The 17,948-nt window shown below is 37.2% G+C and carries 13 protein-coding genes; 11 read left to right on the top strand and 2 right to left on the bottom strand.

The window, feature by feature from the left end:
• Positions 1–13 precede the first annotated feature (13 nt).
• The 5 genes from FYC62_RS03405 (at position 14) to FYC62_RS03420 (ending at position 4,354) form a co-directional block, all read left to right on the top strand.
• Positions 14–529: a C40 family peptidase gene (locus FYC62_RS03405; protein ID WP_149073921.1), complete on the top strand. Its 516-nt coding sequence runs from the start codon at positions 14–16 to the stop codon at positions 527–529.
• A 52-nt stretch (positions 530–581) separates the two neighbouring features.
• Entirely contained in the window at positions 582–704 is a 123-nt protein-coding gene (locus FYC62_RS17765) for a hypothetical protein (RefSeq protein WP_262713578.1), read from the top strand.
• A 63-nt stretch (positions 705–767) separates the two neighbouring features.
• On the top strand, positions 768–1,733 hold the full coding sequence (locus FYC62_RS03410; protein ID WP_039453023.1) for a 3'-5' exonuclease: 966 nt from the start codon (positions 768–770) through the stop codon (positions 1,731–1,733).
• 11 nt (positions 1,734–1,744) lie between these two features.
• Positions 1,745–2,608, top strand: a complete 864-nt coding sequence (locus tag FYC62_RS03415; RefSeq protein WP_149073922.1) for an aldose 1-epimerase family protein — start codon at positions 1,745–1,747, stop codon at positions 2,606–2,608.
• 393 nt (positions 2,609–3,001) lie between these two features.
• Complete coding sequence (locus FYC62_RS03420; RefSeq protein WP_149073923.1) at positions 3,002–4,354, top strand: GH1 family beta-glucosidase; 1,353 nt, start codon at positions 3,002–3,004, stop codon at positions 4,352–4,354.
• A gap of 289 nt (positions 4,355–4,643) precedes the next feature.
• Here the strand turns inward: FYC62_RS03420 and istB are convergent, their stop codons facing one another.
• Complete coding sequence (gene istB, locus FYC62_RS03425) at positions 4,644–5,393, bottom strand: IS21-like element helper ATPase IstB (RefSeq protein ID WP_039454396.1); 750 nt, start codon at positions 5,391–5,393, stop codon at positions 4,644–4,646.
• Between the two features lie 11 nt (positions 5,394–5,404).
• Positions 5,405–6,955: an IS21 family transposase gene (gene istA, locus FYC62_RS03430; RefSeq protein WP_039454395.1), complete on the bottom strand. Its 1,551-nt coding sequence runs from the start codon at positions 6,953–6,955 to the stop codon at positions 5,405–5,407.
• A 241-nt stretch (positions 6,956–7,196) separates the two neighbouring features.
• Between istA and FYC62_RS03435 the strand changes: the two genes are divergently transcribed.
• The 6 genes from FYC62_RS03435 to FYC62_RS03460 all read left to right on the top strand — a co-directional run bounded on the left by FYC62_RS03435 (position 7,197) and on the right by FYC62_RS03460 (position 17,841).
• Complete coding sequence (locus FYC62_RS03435; RefSeq protein ID WP_149073924.1) at positions 7,197–12,293, top strand: RHS repeat-associated core domain-containing protein; 5,097 nt, start codon at positions 7,197–7,199, stop codon at positions 12,291–12,293.
• 4 nt (positions 12,294–12,297) lie between these two features.
• Complete coding sequence (locus tag FYC62_RS03440) at positions 12,298–12,738, top strand: hypothetical protein (RefSeq protein ID WP_168199368.1); 441 nt, start codon at positions 12,298–12,300, stop codon at positions 12,736–12,738.
• Positions 12,739–12,904: 166 nt separating this feature from the next.
• On the top strand, positions 12,905–14,476 hold the full coding sequence (locus FYC62_RS03445) for an RHS repeat domain-containing protein (RefSeq protein ID WP_205943771.1): 1,572 nt from the start codon (positions 12,905–12,907) through the stop codon (positions 14,474–14,476).
• 7 nt (positions 14,477–14,483) lie between these two features.
• Positions 14,484–14,945 carry a hypothetical protein gene (locus FYC62_RS03450; protein WP_149073927.1) on the top strand — a complete coding sequence of 154 codons (462 nt, stop codon included), beginning with the start codon at positions 14,484–14,486 and terminating at the stop codon, positions 14,943–14,945.
• 178 nt (positions 14,946–15,123) lie between these two features.
• Entirely contained in the window at positions 15,124–16,323 is a 1,200-nt protein-coding gene (locus tag FYC62_RS03455) for an RHS repeat domain-containing protein (protein ID WP_149073928.1), read from the top strand.
• 870 nt (positions 16,324–17,193) lie between these two features.
• Entirely contained in the window at positions 17,194–17,841 is a 648-nt protein-coding gene (locus FYC62_RS03460) for a hypothetical protein (RefSeq protein WP_168199369.1), read from the top strand.
• Positions 17,842–17,948: the final 107 nt, after the last annotated feature.

Below are 17,948 nucleotides of genomic sequence, written 5' to 3' on the forward strand. Positions count from 1 at the left end.
GTTAATTTTAACTATGCAAAAGAGGATATTACTATTTTACTTCCTTTCTACCTTTCTATTTATTTCCTGTTCTTCTAAGAAAAATATTACACAAGCATCCAAAAATAGTACGGCTGTAGTACAAAAATATGCCCGCTTAATGGATGTTCCGAAAAAGAAAATCAAAAATCCAGAGCTTTATCAGTTTATTGATGAATGGCTAGGGACAAGATATCAATTCGGTGGATTAAGTAAAAACGGTATAGATTGCTCTGGTTTTACCCATCTGCTTTATAAAGAAGTTTATGATAAAAGCATCCCCAGAAATACCTCAGAACAAGTAAATATCATTAAAAGGAAATATGAAGGGCAGCTTAAAGAAGGTGATTTAGTTTTCTTCAATTATGACAAAAAGAAATTTAGCCATGTAGGTGTATTTCTGCAAAATGGCTACTACGTACATGCCAGTACTAAAAAAGGTGTCATGGTTCAAAAACTTAAAGACCCTTACACTTATAAGTATTTTTCTAGAGGCGGTTCTGTTAAATAAGAAAATTTTGCTTTCTATAGCCATATAAATTACTCACCTTTGGTACAGGTTTATGAACAAAGACGATAAGGGATATAATTTTTGGGGCAAATACAAGCAATTTGCATCTAATGAAATATTGCTTTATCTCATTATGGTGGTAGGTATATGGTTAGGTATCCTTATATTGGGTTAAGGTTTTACCTTAAAGTCCATCATCAATAGGTTTATAAATTTCCATCTTTTAAGAGCAAAATAAATGAAATTAAAGCTAAAGCGCCCCCTGGCATTTTTTGATTTAGAGGCAACAGGAGTAAATGTTGCATCAGACCGTATTGTAGAAATCTCTATTCTGAAAGCTATGCCAGACGGTACCGAGCTGATTAAAACGCTTAAAATAAACCCTCAAATGCCTATTCCTTTAGAGTCTAGCTTAATACATGGTATTTATGATGAGGATATAAAAGATGCGCCAACGTTTAAAGATGTAGCTCAGGAAATTATAGATTTCCTAGGCGATGCCGATTTAGCCGGTTACAACTCCAATAAATTTGATATCCCGATGTTGATGGAAGAGTTTTTACGAGTAAAAGCTCCTTTTGATATTGATAATAGGCATTTTGTAGATGTACAAAATATCTTCCACCAGATGGAACAGCGCACCTTAAAAGCGGCTTATAAGTTTTATTGCGGAAAAGACATTATCAATGCGCACTCTGCCGAGGCTGATATAAAAGCAACTTATGAGGTTTTATTAGCTCAAATTGAAAAGTATGAGGGGAAAGATTGGGAAGATAGAAGTGGTAAAGTATCGCAACCGGTAGTAAATGACGTTGCCGCTTTACACCAATTTACCAACCTTAATAAACCTGTAGATTTTGCAGGTAGAATGGTTTTTAATAACGATAATATCCCTTGTTTTAACTTCGGTAAGCATAAGGGAAAAACTGTTTTTCAGGTTTTTGATGAAGAACCTAGTTACTACGCCTGGATGATGAACGGAGATTTTCCTTTATACACCAAGCATCGTTTAGAAAAACTTTGGAGCGATTATAAAAACCAAAAGAACGAAAACAGACAGCAACAACAGCCAAAGCCACAACAAGGACAGCAAATAAAAGCACAGTTTAACAAGCCTGTAGCTAAAGCTCAGGAGCCTGATTTGGCTAAACCAGCCGATGAAGACATGCTGAAAATGTTAGCCAGCAAATTCAAAAAAATTTAATTGTTACACCTATGATAATTTTAGAAAACAGCCAGCTAAAAGCTACTATCAATATGAAAGGGGCAGAGCTAAGCTCCCTCTTTGATAAAGAAAGTCAAACAGAATACATGTGGGATGCACAGGAAGATCTTTGGGCTTATCATGCGCCAAATCTTTTTCCCATAGTAGGTACTTTAAAAGATAATACACTTTTGGTTGATGGTAAAACTTATCAAATGAATAGGCATGGCTTTGCCAGAACCAGCACTTTCAGAAGGATAGAATCTGCACCAGACCATGCACATTTTGCTTTGCGTTTTAACGATGATACCCTGCAACAATATCCCTATAAATTCGAGTTTCAAGTGGTATATCAGCTTAAAGGGCGCTCTTTAAAAGTAATATACAAAGTCATCAATTTAGACGATAAACGTGTTTATTTTTCTATAGGTGCACACCCAGGCTTTAAAGTTCCGTTAACAGCAGGCGAAGCCTATGAAGATTATACCTTGTTTTTTGAGCATCCAGAACATTTAGAAAGCTCACTTCTTTCTGCCAATGGTTTATTTAACGGCAAAACCACACCTGTAGCAGATAAGGGCGAATTAAAACTGAATAAAACTTTATTTGATGCCGATGCACTGGTGTTTAAAAATCTAACATCCAGAAGCGTAACTTTAAAAAGCCAGCGAGGAGATAAATTTGTAAAACTTGATTTCCCTCATTTCACCTCCTTAGGTGTTTGGGCAAAACCTGGTGCAAATTTTCTTTGCATAGAGCCTTGGTTGGGTTATGCAGATAGCGATCAAGATTTGCAAGAAATCAGCAAAAAAGAAGCGATACAATTTGTAGAACATGGCCATGTTTTCGAAATCGATTTTACCATCAGCATCTAAAAACTTAACCATTTCTTCATCTTAAATAAACGTCAAGTTCATAAGCTATAGCTACTTTCATACATCATTAAAATAAAGCATGATGTATAACTGGTTTATAAAATATCTAGATAAAATAAAAGAACTGTTGTTTTTAAATAGGATACGTTCTTTATTTACGCACTAATCTTCGTTTACTAATAGGGTGTGTTTTGGGCGTTTTAACACGCTGTCCGCTGTATCTTTTTGGCAGAAAAAGCCAAAAAGGATGCCGCTTCCATCGTTAACGCAAAAGTCATAACGTTCAAACAGCTCAAATAACCAAAATAAATCGTTTCTAAAGCCACTAAATCCCAAAGCTGTTTTGATATCTAATTTTTGGATGTATTTTGCAGTCGTAATTTTTGTTAAGGCATGCCGTTAAATCCAGAAGAATTTCCATCTAAAGAAGCATTTGACCCTCATTTTAAATGGGGCGTTTCTGTTGCAGCTTATCAAATAGAAGGCGCTCATGATGCTGATGGTAAAGGTCCATCTATTTGGGATGTTTTTACCAGCAAAAGGGGCAAAGTCTTAAACGGAGATCATGGTAATATAGCTTGTGATTTTTATCATCGTTACACAGAAGATATTGCCCTCGTCAAAAAACTAAATATCCCCAATTTTAGGTTTTCCATTTCTTGGTCTCGTATTTTGCCAAAAGGTACAGGCGAAGTAAACCCTGCCGGTATAGCCTATTATCATCAACTTATTGATGAATGTTTGGCCAAAGGCATAACTCCTTGGATTACCCTTTACCATTGGGATTTGCCTCAAGAGCTAGAAAAACAAGGCGGCTGGACAAATAGGAAAGTCATCACTTGGTTTGAAGAGTTTACCCGATTGTGTATCACCACTTATGGAGATAAAGTACATAACTGGATTGTGATGAACGAGCCAGTAGTTTTTACCGGGGCAGGCTATTTTTTAGGGCTACATGCTCCAGGTAGGCGAGGGATGAGCAATTTTCTACCGGCTATTCATCACGCTACTATGGCTATTGCGGCTAGCGCCAGAATCATCAGGCAAATAAAACCAGAAGCTAATATTGGCACTACCTTTTCCTGTTCTTATTTAGAACCCTATCGCAATTTAGAGAGAGATAGAAAGGCAGTTGCCCGAGTAAATGCGCTACTAAACCGTTTATATATTGAGCCTTTATTAGGCTTGGGTTATCCTGTAAAAGAACTTCCCGTACTTAAAGGTTTACAGAAATATATCTTAGCAGGAGACTTAGAACAGCTAAGCTTCAATTTTGATTTCATCGGTATACAAAATTATACCAGAGAAATCATCAAAAACTCGTGGTTAACACCCTATATTGGTGCCTCCCTAATCAAAGCCGAAAAAAGAAAAGTACCCATCACCAGTATGAAATGGGAAGTTTATCCGGAAGCTATCTACCAAATGATAAAGCAGTTTAACGCTTATCCTCAAATAAAAAAACTCCTGATTACAGAAAATGGTGCTGCTTTTCCTGATGTTAAAAAAGACGGACATATTCATGATACAGAAAGGTTGAAATACCTTCAAGACAATATCAAACAGGTTTTAAGAGCTAAAGAAGAAGGTTATAAAGTTGATGGCTATTTCGTTTGGACCTTAACTGATAATTTCGAATGGGCAGAAGGTTATCACCCTCGCTTTGGCCTTGTTCATATAGATTTTGAGACCCAAGAAAGAACCATCAAAGATTCTGGTTGGTGGATAAGCAAATTTTTGTCTTGATGTTGGGAGAAGGAAGACCGAAGTTTGAAGACCGAAGTCCGATTTAGAAGAAATTGAGGATAAAGTATGGCTTAGTTTTAAGCTTGCAGTAAGCTATTAATACTTAGAAGAATAACTTTATGAGGTTATTGCAGTAAAAATATCACTTGAGAAAAACCGCTAGCCGTAGTGTATATTCCGATGAAAATGACCATGTAATTCCGTGGCAAACTGACCAGTGATTAAGCTGGCGAAGAGGGTTGAAAGATGCCTTATGATCTTCGATAAAAGTAATAATTATTTTAAAGATTTATGAGTGATTTTTTAGTGGTTCCTGATTTCTTTTTTTTCTCATCGATTCCCCCTGTAGCTCCATTCTATGCGCATCATGTACGATACGATCCAGGATTGCATCGGCAATGGTTTTCTCACCGATAAGTTCATGCCATTTGCCGACAGGAAGCTGGGAAGTGATGATCATAGAGGATTTCCCATGCCTGTCCTCAATGATTTCCATCAGTGCTGCCCGGTTTTGGGCATCAAAGGGCTGGATACCAAAGTCATCGAGTATCAGTAACTGTTGCCTTTCTATTTTAAGGATTTCCTTACTATAGGATCCATCAGCCTTGGCCATCTTCAATTTAGCGAATAATTTAGGAGTGCTTGCATAAAGTACTCTATAGCCTGAAAAGCAGGCCTGGTGTCCAATGGCTGAGGCCACATAGCTCTTTCCGATACCGGTGCTTCCGGTAATCAGCAGGTTTTCATTGCGGTCGATAAAGCTACATTCGGCAAGGCGCATCAGCTGGTTCCTGTCGATATTTCGCTCTATATAGTGCTTTATCTCCTCTATGGTTGCTTTATAGCGGAAGCGGGCATACAATAACTGTCGTTCTATACGTCTGTTCTGCCGGTAATCCCATTCGGCTTCCAATAGGTGGGCCAATAACTCATCGCCAGTATAACCATCAGTCTGCCCGCTCTCCAGGCTGCTTTTGAAAGCGTGGAACATGCCGAAGAATTTCATCGACCTCATTTTTTCTAAAGTGTTGGTGTTCATATATTATTTGTTTATTGATAATAATCTTCTCCCCTAATATTTTCATGGCTGGGCATGGGCAGTTCATCCGCAAAAAGATTATCCTGATAGCTGTCCATCTTGTTTTCTAGTATAGATTGTATGGTCTTATAGTTGTATATTCCATAGCCCAACGCCCTTCTGCAGGCCATCTGAAGCCGCTCGTTCCCTACTTTTCTGGAAAAGCTGAGTATTCCTACACAGGATTTGTAAGCTTGTTCGGGATGTTGTTTACGTTCCAGTATTTTTAGGATATATAGCCTTACATCCTCATGGATGGAGGAGGCCCAGCCCAGAAACTTCTCCGGTGTCCATTCTGCCACAAACCTGTGCGAGGTGGCCATGTGGTCCTTGTCGGTGCTATAATTGTACGGGCTTTTGATACGTTTATGTATCGCTATACGCTCGTAATGGAAGAAAGCCTCTACTGTGGATCTGGAATATAACAGCTTTATCTTCTTCCCGATAAAGCGGTATGGCACACTATAATAATGTTTGTCTATGCCTAGGCAGACGTGGCCGTTCTTCATTACCGTAGCGTAACATTGTTTTTTGAGTTCGTAGGGAATCAGAGGGAGGGTAGAAAGGGCTCCCCGTTCTATCTCTTCAAACTGTAGGCGCCGGCTGTAGTTACGACCTTTCAATAATTGGTTGTTATGTTCTTCCAGGCTTATCTTTATTGCGGCATTCAAGGATTCGATGGAGTGGAAAACCATCTTCCTCAAAGGAGCATAGACACGGGAATAGATGATCTTGACGGCTCCTTCTACCAAAGCCTTATCGCGGGGTTTATAGGCCCTGGCAGGCAATATTGTGGTGCCATAATGGTCGGCAAAATCTGAAAAGGCCTCGTTCAGCAGAGGTTCATAACGGCTGCTCTTGGTCACTGCCGCTTTCAGGTTGTCCGGCACAATAGCTCCCGGCACCCCTCCGATATAATGGAAGGCATGGTCACAGGCCATGATGAAGTCCTCTTTCTGCTGGGTTGCTACCGCCTCTACATAAGTGAGCTGGCTGGCGCCAAGGATAGCGACGAATACCTCTACTAGGATCACTTCGCCGGTTTCCTCATTTACATAACTCAGCTTCTGGCCGGCAAAATCAACATACAGCATATCGCCTGCCTTATGGTCCATATGCATTACCGGGTTCACACGAGACTTCCATTGCTTATAATAGAGACAGAACTGGCTGTAACGGTAGCCTTGGGGGAATTCTTTCAGGTAAGCCTCCCATAACATTTGTCGGTTTACCCCTGTACGCTTGAGTTCTTTGTCCATAGCAGGGAAACATCGTTGAAGGGCTTGCATACGAGAACTAGGGGGCTGCTCCCTGCTTTTTCCAAAAAGGTCTTCCAGTTCTTTGTCATTAAGGGCGTTTACCTCATCAAAGCTAAAGCCTCCCTGATTGAAGGCAGAAATGTATTTCCTTACCGTATTACGGGAACAACCGCTCTGTACCGTAATGGACATGATGCTGCGCCCCTGATGGGACATCCTGAGGATTTGTCTTATCTTATTCATGCTGATTGTCGTATTTGCCATTTCTGAGATGTTAATCCCCCAAAAATAGGCTTGATCTTACAGCATCTTTCAACGTCCTTACCTGGTCAGTTTCCAGCGGAATACACTGGTCAGTTTCTAACGGAATGACTGGTCAAGTTAAATCGGAATAGGGTGGTCAACTTCATCGGAATCTCCAGTTCAGGAAGAAGCAACTTATAAAGTCAAAGTTTACGCTGCTAGTCAAAGTTACTCACCTCTTATTTATCAGTATACTAAAGAAATGGTATCTCCTCCTCAGAATAATTCATATTATTCTGAATGTGCACAAACAATGATTCCAGGAACTTTAATTCCATTAGAATATATATCAGGAGATTTTAATGGTGATGGGTTAACAGATATAATTGGTATAGCGAAACCTCATACTTATATAACGGGAGAGCATTATGATTTTGAGTTTAACAGCTGTTCTCCAAACTTTGGGTTCAGTACAGTAGCTAAAACATATTTTATTAATATGGATAGGCGATTAAACGATGAAGCTCAAGAAATAGGAACATTATTACAACCTTATGATTCTATTGATAAGCTTTATACAGCTGATTTTAATGGAGATGGAAAAACAGACATTATGCATGTACGTAATGGTATTGTTTATGTTTATGGTTTAAATGCTACTAATCAATTAGTACTTCTTTGGCAAAAATCAAATTCTAGAATAAAAACCACTTTACCTCTTTTACTGGGAGACTATAATGGTGACGGAAAGATAGACTTTATGCAACCTGTTGCTAATGAAGGAAGCGACCGTAATCTATACGTTCATTTGTATTCAACAGGCAATGATTTTAAAGTATTTGAAAAAAGACATTCATTTAACTATGATAAACCTTTGCAAGATGGAAATACATTATATATATACAGTTTAATACCTACGGATTTAAATAGTGATGGGAAAACAGATTTACTATATACCAGAACGAAAACAGTAACAAATTCGTCTTCTGGCGAAATTATAACAATTGCATTTTATAATACAGGAATGCCTAATTTTCTAGAGGCTCATAGTTTTATAAGTTCAGGTATAAATACTAGATATGCAACTTTAAGGCATCATCCAATCCCAATTGCATTAAATCCAACAAAACCAAATCACAGACTAGAATTTGGTTTTATTAGTCATAATACGATTACCTTGTACAATTTCTTACGTGATGTTAGTAAAGAAACTCGATTAAAATCTGTATTTCAAGATGGTGTTTCTCATTCTTTTAATTATCAAACGCCAATAGAAGAGTCAGATCCTTATGATTATATGCCATTTTATAGTAGTAGCAGCTCACTAACATATCCATATAATAATTTGCGGCTTATACCAGGGCTAAACATGGTGAAGAGAATAGATCGAGTTACAAGTTCTAATACTTTACGACAAATATTTTCTTACAAAAATGCTGTTACCAATGTTGAAGGACTTGGGTTTATGGGATTTGGAGAAATTATTAAAAGTAACTGGCATGCTGATGAATATGATGAAAATAAAATATTCAATATCAATATTCATAATCCTTTACTAAGGGGAAGTTTGGTAAAAAGTTTTACATCAAAAAATCCATATATCAGTTCACTTATTAGTAATGTTGCTGCCTCAGAGCCGCATCTTAAAATGAATGATGTACAAACGGCAGCAAAAACAGTTAAAGCCTCTCAAACTGTAAGCTTGCTCCCTGGTTTTCAAGCAAATGCGAGTAATGGAGCCTTTATAGCTACTATAGCAAACCCGGCAACAGGCGTAGCAGATGGAGCAACATTGAATGATTACATCACCAGAACAGATTACACCTACCAAGCCGAATTGCTTTCAAATAAAGTTTATAAAAATCTTGCTACTTCTATATCTGTAAAAGATAACTTATCAGGAACCAACACTTTAAAAACTTTTGAATACGATAGCTACCTAAATTTAGTAAAAGAGCAGCAAAATTTCTCAGGGCAAGGGACAACTATAACAGAGATGACTTATAGTAATGATGTAGGTAATACCAATTATCATATAGGAAGACCTCTTAACAAAAAAACTACTGCAAATGCCGCAGGAGACGTTTATACAACAGAAGAAGAGTATACCTATACAGATTACCTACCTACACAAATCAAAAAGAAAGGACATAGCACCCCTTTTATTACGGAGAATTTAACTTATGATAATTTTGGCAATATTTTATCCAAAACACTAGTTACAGCTGATGGGCAGCGTACATCATCTAAAACCTATGACCCTACAGGAAGGTTTGTTGTTTCTGAAACAGATACGGAAGGGATGACTACGACATATACTCATAATCTTATAACAGGAAGTGTTTTATCAAGGACTAATCCTTATAATCAGACAGAAAGTTTTGTATATGATAGCTGGGGTAATTTAATCGAGACTACGAATTATTTGGGCTATAAAAGTTATACCTCTTATTCAAAATCTGGTTTTGATACTTATATCTTTCAAAGCAATGATGAAGGACAAGAGGCTCATGAAATCATCAATAATTTAGGCCAGAAAATACAAAGCTCATCTAAAGATTTATTAGGACAATGGATAAACTCAGACATAGAATATGATATTTATGGAAGATTAAAAAAGCAAAGTGAACCCTACTTTAGTAATAGTACAGTTAGTCAATGGAACGAAACTACTTACGACGAGTATGGGCGAAGCACCAGTACAACAAGTTATACAGGTAAGGTAACCAATATCAGCTATAATGGTTTAACAACCACTGTTAATGATGGTACAAAAACTACCATTACAACCAAAAATGCTTTAGGACAAATAGCCAGTGTGCAAGATCCAGGGGGGACCATCAACTATATTTATGATGCAGCCGGTAATTTAAAGACAGCTAATTATGATGGTATAGCCCAGCAAATTACTTATGATGGTTGGGGCAGAAAAATACAATTGACAGATCCCTCTGCGGGAGTTTATCAATATACTTATGACCAATTTGGACAAGTATTACAAGAAATAACGCCTAAAGGTACAACAACTTATACTTATCTACCTTCTGGCAGGCTAAATAGTAAAATTATAACGGGTGATGCTACCAATATGAGTTACCAGTACACTTATGATGCCAGCACTCGTTTACTTACACAATTAAATCTAACCAATGCAGATGGTAATAATGCTAACTATACTTATAGTTATGATAATTATAAACGTTTACTTTCTACTGTAGAGGATAATACTTATGCCAGATTTACCAAAACACTGGAATATGATATGTTTGGTAAAGTATTTTCAGAAACTTCAGAAGCAAAAAATAAAGCCAATAATAAAGTTGCACAAAAAACCTTGTTGTTTGAATATATGAGCGGAGAAGTATTTGCTTTACATGATGGACAAACAGGTCAAGTGATTCATCAATCAATAGGCTTGAATGAAAGAGGGCAGCCTACGGCGTCTTATTTTGAAGGAGGGCAGAGACTCATTAATACTTATGACCAATATGGCTATATTCAACAATCGCAATTAGAAAGGTATATGAATAATCCTAGTGTATTAATGACTCTTGGCTACACTTTTAATACATCCAGAGGCTTATTAACCAACAGAAGCAATAGCGCCTTTAGTTGGAACGATAGTTTTGCTTATGACAGCCAAGACCGTTTAACTAATTTTAACGATAATAATGGCAATAACAGTCATATTTATGATAATAAAGGGCGTATCACCAATAACAGCCAGTTAGGAGATTATACCTATAATAATTACCAACAAACCCAGTTAAATAATTTGGTAAGTACAGCTCAGACATGGTATCAAGATAGGGCTTTACAGCAAATTAACTATAACGCTTTTAAAAGCCCGGTAGAAATAAACGAAGAGGGTAAAGAAAGAATAAGTTTTCAGTACAATGCAGGTTTGCAGCGGGCCCACATGTATTATGGCAGCACAGCAACAGAAAAAATGGACCGTCCTTACCGTCGCCATTACAGTGAAGACGGTACAATGGAAATCACCGAAGATATACAAAACGGTACCACCAATTTTGTGTTTTATTTAGGAGGTGATGCTTATAGCGCACCTGCCATTTGGAAAGAAATACACCATAGCAATGCCCAACCTTTAGATGCGCAGTTATATTTTCTTCATCGCGACCATTTAGGTAGCATTGTGATGATTACAGATGCAGCAGGTAACATAGCAGAAAAAAGACAATTTGATGCTTGGGGAAATATCGTTAAATTAGAAAATGGAAATGGTGTTCCATTAAGTGCTTTTGTCATCCTCGACCGTGGATATACCGGGCATGAACATTTGTTAGGCGTAGGCTTGATACACATGAACGGCCGTTTGTACGACCCTAAATTACACAGGTTCTTACAGCCAGATAATTATGTGCAGGACCCTTATAATAGCCAAAACTTTAACAGGTATGGTTATGTGTTGAATAATCCATTGAGCCATGTGGACCCGAGTGGGGAGTTTATTTTTACAACGCTTGCAGCAATATTCTGTCCCCCATTACTCCCCGTAGCAATTGGTGCTGATTTGGGTATGTGGAGCGGTGGTAGTATGGCTAACGGGACAGCTAACCCTTTTAAGTGGGATTATAGTTCAGGTAAAACTTGGGGGTACATGTTAGGTGGTGCTATTACCGGAGGTTTGTCGGGAGGAGTAGCCAATACAATAGCAACTTCAGGAATTGCTTTCTCTAATACGCTTGCTATTGCTGGAGGTTCGTTAATCAATTCCGCTGGAACTTATATGTATACAGGAGGTAAAACAGACTTATCTATTAATTTTGGTTTTGGAAGCTATAATTTTTCAACTGGTGAATTTGGTTATTTGGGTAAGAAGGGTAATTCATTTATGGAAAATTTAGGGTATGGACTAGGAACTCTCGCTAACGTGAGTGATGTTTTGGCTGGTTTTAAACCGGGTGAAGTTCAGCTTAATACTGAAAACTCGGATGCAATAGGCCATAGTGCTCTTACAAAAGTAGGTGAAACAAATCCAGATAACTCTTTAGTTTCAGTAGGTCCCGATCCAGGAGGTAAGTGGATATTCAATCCTTTTAAATTTAAAAAGGGCACTAATAGTTGGAAAAATTATGTTGATGCTGGAGATGACGTCTCAAAAGTCAGTGTTAGAGGAGTTAATTTGGAACGGATTGCTAATTATGGATCAAATTTAAATAAGGGTGTAAACTATAACTTATATTTTAGTAGCTGTGTTAATCATACCGCAAGAGCCTTAACTTTAGCTGGTGTTCCTGCAATAGGGATTCATCCTTTTATTCTGCATTCACAAATGGTATTACGTTCAATCGGTATTAGACCGATGTTGTATTCGTATCATCTTTATCAATATTAATCTAATGATGATGGGTAAAATAATATTGCTGATTTCTTTTATATTATTAAGCTGTAATAGTATGTCGCAAAGTCAGAAAAGCATCGAACAAAATCAAGTTCAGAATTCAGATAAAAAAAGTAATGAAATGTTAAACACAGAAGAAGCCGAATTATTGAATTTTCTTCTAAAGGACTCAAGAGGTACATTTGATTTTCAGGGGAAAAAGATTGCTTTTATAATGGGGAGCTCTGGGAGCCGTATTTTGTCAAAAGCGGATTATTTCATTCAAATTAACCCTTGGTTAGAAAGAGGTAATAATCCCCAAATTTTTATGGTGTTACTAACACCTGAGCAGAAAGATAGGTCAGGAGGCTACGATGCGTTTGTCTTATCTTGGGTAAAAGTTTTTACTGATAGAAAAAAGGATAAGGTTATTGACGGACTGGCAGTCCGGTATCGTTGATAATAATACACTAAGCTGGAAAATGCCAATAAAGCCCTCAGATGGTGCAAGTATGAGTTGTGAGCAAGAGGGTAAAAGCTGCTTGTGTCTTTTGTGTAGTCTTATGAAACAGTAAGAGTATAAGACTACGGTTTCAATATTAAGAGAGTTTTAACTCATTTGTTCTTTGAAAATTAACTATAACGCCTTTAAAAGCCCGGTAGAAATAAACGAAGAGGGTAAAGAAAGAATAAGTTTTCAGTACAATGCAGGTTTGCAACGGGCACACATGTACTATGGCAGTACAGCAACAGAAAAAATGGACCGTCCGTATCGTCGCCATTACAGTGAAGACGGTACAATGGAAATCACCGAAGATATACAAAACGGTACCACCAATTTTGTGTTTTACTTAGGAGGTGATGCTTATAACGCACCTGCCATTTGGAAAGAAATACACCATAGCAATGCCCAACCTTTAGATGCACAGTTATATTTTCTTCATCGCGACCATTTAGGTAGCATCGTGATGATTACAGATGCAGCAGGTAATGTGGCTGAAAAAAGACAATTTGATGCTTGGGGGAATATTGTTAAATTAGAAGATGGGAATGGTGTTCCATTAAGTGCTTTTGTTATCCTCGACCGTGGATATACCGGGCATGAGCATTTGTTAGGCGTAGGCTTAATACACATGAATGGCCGCTTGTATGATCCTAAATTACACAGGTTTTTACAGCCAGATAATTATGTACAAGACCCATACAATAGCCAAAACTTTAACAGGTATGGTTATGTGTATAATAACCCGCTAAGCCATGTGGACCCTAGTGGGGAGTTTATACATTTAATAGTAGGAGCTGTAATAGGTGGTGTGATAAATTGGGCTGCTAATGGCGCTAAGTTTAGTTGGAAAGGATTAGCACATTTTGGTATTGGGGCTTTGGCTGGTGCAGCGGCGGCTGGTATTGGAGCAGGTGTTAATGTTGCTATGGCAGGCGGAAGTTTTGGCGCAGGATTTATGGGTACGGCTGCAGGAGTTTCATCAACAGGCTTTATTGCTGGTGCAGCTACCGGAGCAAGTGCAGGTTTTACCAATGGATTTGTTAGTGGAATTGGGAATACAGCATTAAATGGTGGGAATATAGGTGAATCTTTAGGTGCCGGTTTTAAAAATGGGTTTAAACAGGGAATAGCTGGAGGAATAACAGGAGGAGTTTTTGGAGGGATAGATGCTTTAACCAAGGATGTAAACTTTTTTACAGGGAAGGCTAATATGGATTTATCTAATGGAATCGGAGCTCATAACATATCTAATACCAATCAATCAGTAAGTAGTAAGTATGTAGGGAAATATGAAGGAACAAATGTATATGAATCTTCTCAATTAGGAAGTGGAAGAAATAGTGGTGGAATCACATTACCAGGCAAGGGTATTGTAGTTGGCAAAGGAGCATTCTCTAATACTATGAATCGTTATACAGAATTAATGCAACATGAGTTTGGACATATACTACAAGCGAAAGAAATAGGTAATATTGCGTTTTACAAAGTTATTGGTAAGCAAAGTTTAGTAAGTGCCTCTTTAGATGGAGTGGGAAGTTATGCACACCGGAATTTTTGGACGGAAACATGGGCTAATTATTTGTCAAGTCAATACTTTGGTTCGCGTTACTTGTACTCTTCTGAATTCCCAATAAAAAACATTAGTAGCGCTTTAAGATTAAATATATTTTTTTCAACACTTTTTCCTTTTTAATAATCTTATGAAATATTTATTGTTTTTGATGCTTTGTTTAATTTTATATGGTTGCCCTTCATATGATCCTCAAACAGCTGTTTTAACGGTATATAATTTATCTGACTCAGCAGTTTACGTATATAAGACTTGTGAAAACTCAATTGAAATACTGCCTAGACTAAAACTTTTTGAGGTATCTGGTGCAATTATGGAGGATGAGAAAGGTAATCAAATTGATTCTATATATTCTCCTAATTATAGAGTTAACGCATACAATAGTTCAGAATTTTCGGGCTTTGGAAATATTGATAATCCGACCATATTCTGCAATAATTCTGATTATATTAATTTATTTTTCATAAAAGAGACCACAATCAAAAATTATAGTTGGGAAGAGATTGTAGAGAAGCAAATTTATGTTAAGAAAATGAGGTTTAATAGTAAGCAACTAGATAGTTTAAATTGGAAGGTTAAATATATTCCTTAACCAGATCTGACCTCAGATGGCGCAAGGTGTGTCGTGAGAGTTGATGTGAATCAACACATGCTATATAAAAGATGGTAGTAGGTCTACCGCAATCGCTGTTGTAAGCGGAGGTTGCAATGCCCAACCTTTAGATGCACAGTTATATTTTCTTCATCGCGACCATTTAGGTAGCATTGTGATGATTACAGATGCAGCAGGTAACATAGCAGAAAAAAGACAATTTGATGCATGGGGAAATATTGTTAAATTAGAAAATGGAAATGGTGTTCCATTAAGTGCTTTTGTCATCCTCGACCGTGGATATACCGGGCATGAGCATTTGTTAGGCGTAGGCTTGATACACATGAATGGACGTTTGTATGATCCTAAATTACACAGGTTCTTACAGCCGGATAATTATGTGCAGGACCCATACAATAGCCAGAATTTTAATAGGTATGGTTATGTGTATAATAATCCGTTGAGCCATGTGGACCCGAGTGGGGAGATTGTATGGTTTGTACCTGCCTTAATCTTTATCGCTAAAGCGGCAGCAACAGGAGCAGCTATAGCTGCGGTTGGTTATACAGCTAGTGTAGCATTAAGTCCTGGAGGTTTTAACAACTGGGATTGGGGACAATTTGGGAAATCTGTGGGAATTGGGGCAATTTCGGGTGTAGTTACAGGAGGTATAGGGGAAGTGTTTGGACATGCTGCAGGTTCATTCTTAAATGAGGTCGGAAGAGCAGCAACACATGGTTTTGCTAACGGTGTAATATCCGAGTTTACTGGTGGAGATTTTATGCAGGGCTTTTTATCCGGAGGTTTAGGCTCATTAGCAGGAAGCGGTTTCCAGGCTTGGGGTGGTGATTTTGCAAAGAGTTTTGGCGGGACTGTTGGATTTTCTGCGCTAGCAGGTGGAGTTGGAGCAGAATTGAGTGGAGGAGATTTCTGGAGAGGAGCAGCAACTGGAGCTACGGTTGCAACTTTAAATCATTTTGGCGGTAAAGTGCTAGGGAATGATAAAAAGAAATCACAGCAAAAGAAAAGTGCTACAGAAAAAACTGAAGAAATAGCTGGTGGAGCAGGTATATATGCCAAAACTAAAGAAGCATTATTAGAAATTGCAAAAAGTGAAGGTGATTTGGGTAAAGCAGGAGAATACACATTAAAAACTGCTAAATGGATGGGAAGAGCGAGTGGTTTTACTCAGGTTGGAACTTCTTTCTATGAACTTCGTAACTCCGGTTTTCAATCTCATGGAGCTTGGGCTAAATTCGGTGTTTCAGTATTGTCATTAACAAAGTTAAATCCATATGTAAGTATAGGATTGGGAGTCTTAGATGCCTCAGGTGGAACAAAATGGATTTACAATAAAATTGATACATATGCTAAATAAATTGAACACTAGAAATCCTTTAAAAATTCTATTTATACTTATATATAAGACATATAAAGGAAGAAAATCAGATGAGGGAATTGAGTATTTTAGTGCAACTTGTTTTTTTTTAGCAATAGTTTATATCTATATATTCGCTTTATTTGAATTTCTTGGTCTCATTGATCAGATTTTTTCACCTCTATTCAAGCAAAATTATTTAGTAATCTTTTTAGTGTTTTTTTCAATAAGTGGTATATCTTATTTTGTTTTAAAATCATTTATTGATGAGAATTACGTTAATGAAATCCATTTTAGTAAACAGGGCAAGTTATTTGGAAATACCATTATTTGGATTACCCTTTTTATAGGAATTCTTCTGTCAATATTAGGTAATAATTATAATAGATGTAATGCGTTCTCGATGAAACCAGGTTATGGATTCACAAAAGAGGACCCTAGATGTTGTGAAAAATGTGAATAATGTTAAATAAAATAGTTTCCCCTTCAATGGCGCAAGAATGAGGAGTAAGCCAAGCGGGCAAAGGCTTCTTGTGCTGGGATGGAGCCAGGAATGGGGCTATTAGTGCAGGGTTAAATCATGCGGCACATATCATACAGGACAACGTATATTTAGAGCAGCTTGCCCGAAAACAGTTTGGAAAGGATTATAGAGAAGTATATGGGGTAAAGTCCCCTTCAATGGCGCAAGAATGAGGAGTAAGCCAAGCGGGCAAAGGCTTCTTGTGCCTTATAAAGCAGAAACTTTGAGATATAGCACTAAATGAAAGAAATTACAAGGCACAAGTATCCAATACACAGGCTTAGGCTACATACTTGCGCCATCTCTGGTGGGTATATGCGAAGTGGTTCAGTTATTAATTGGATAAAATGGTAATGGTTATGCGGTTAATTTTATTAGCTAGTCTGTTAAGTATTGTAAATACTGTGTATTCTCAGACAGAAAAAGAGATCTTAGAATCTGCAATTAAAAACTACAGGAGTATTCTTCCTACCTTAGAAAAACGAGCTTTAAAACTACTACAAAAATTAGATAAGGAAAAGAGAAAACTTAAGAAAAGAGAATTTGATCGGTATAATTTTATTATAATACCGATGTTTAAACTTAAAAAAGCTTATATAAATTATGAAGAGGGGGATATTTTTGCTAAAAACATTGACTTCTATAAATTTTATGATGATTTTACTGCTTTTGTGTTTAAAGACACAGTTTTCTGTGGATCTTTACACATGAGCAATTATGATAATTCATATTTTTCGTTAAATAAGCTAAACGCCAATAATACTTCAGCTTTTATGGCTCAATCTAACTTAGTAAAACAAATTATAAAGTTTAATCCAACTTTAGTCTTTTACACTCAATCCCCGTTGTTTATCTCTTTTATTAAAGATGATAAGTTATATATGGGCACTGGGAAAAAGCAAATGAAACCGGTGGATAATATTATTCTAATAGATGATGTTATAAAACAAGATAAGTCATTTATAAAAGATTTACATGAATTGAAATATCCCTAAATAGTCTCCTTGATGGCGCAATTTTAAATACCCCCCAATAGCAATTATGAGTTTTGGGCAAGAGTGTAAAAGCTACTTGTGCCTTTTTGTCTTATTCTTATGAAACA

The organism is Pedobacter aquae, from assembly GCF_008195825.1.
Lineage (GTDB): Bacteria > Bacteroidota > Bacteroidia > Sphingobacteriales > Sphingobacteriaceae > Pseudopedobacter > Pseudopedobacter aquae.

What these genes read in the sequence shown, in the direction of transcription:
- FYC62_RS03410 (WP_039453023.1), top strand. Translation starts at nt 768, where the DNA reads ATGAAATTAAAGCTAAAGCGCCCCCTGGCATTTTTTGATTTAGAGGCA.
- FYC62_RS03460 (WP_168199369.1), top strand. Translation starts at nt 17,194, where the DNA reads ATGGTAATGGTTATGCGGTTAATTTTATTAGCTAGTCTGTTAAGTATT.
- FYC62_RS03455 (WP_149073928.1), top strand. Translation starts at nt 15,124, where the DNA reads ATGATTACAGATGCAGCAGGTAACATAGCAGAAAAAAGACAATTTGAT.
- FYC62_RS03440 (WP_168199368.1), top strand. Translation starts at nt 12,298, where the DNA reads ATGATGATGGGTAAAATAATATTGCTGATTTCTTTTATATTATTAAGC.
- FYC62_RS17765 (WP_262713578.1), top strand. Translation starts at nt 582, where the DNA reads ATGAACAAAGACGATAAGGGATATAATTTTTGGGGCAAATACAAGCAA.
- istB (WP_039454396.1), bottom strand. Translation starts at nt 5,393, where the DNA reads ATGAACACCAACACTTTAGAAAAAATGAGGTCGATGAAATTCTTCGGC.
- FYC62_RS03420 (WP_149073923.1), top strand. Translation starts at nt 3,002, where the DNA reads ATGCCGTTAAATCCAGAAGAATTTCCATCTAAAGAAGCATTTGACCCT.
- istA (WP_039454395.1), bottom strand. Translation starts at nt 6,955, where the DNA reads ATGGCAAATACGACAATCAGCATGAATAAGATAAGACAAATCCTCAGG.
- FYC62_RS03450 (WP_149073927.1), top strand. Translation starts at nt 14,484, where the DNA reads ATGAAATATTTATTGTTTTTGATGCTTTGTTTAATTTTATATGGTTGC.
- FYC62_RS03435 (WP_149073924.1), top strand. Translation starts at nt 7,197, where the DNA reads ATGGTATCTCCTCCTCAGAATAATTCATATTATTCTGAATGTGCACAA.
- FYC62_RS03405 (WP_149073921.1), top strand. Translation starts at nt 14, where the DNA reads ATGCAAAAGAGGATATTACTATTTTACTTCCTTTCTACCTTTCTATTT.
- FYC62_RS03415 (WP_149073922.1), top strand. Translation starts at nt 1,745, where the DNA reads ATGATAATTTTAGAAAACAGCCAGCTAAAAGCTACTATCAATATGAAA.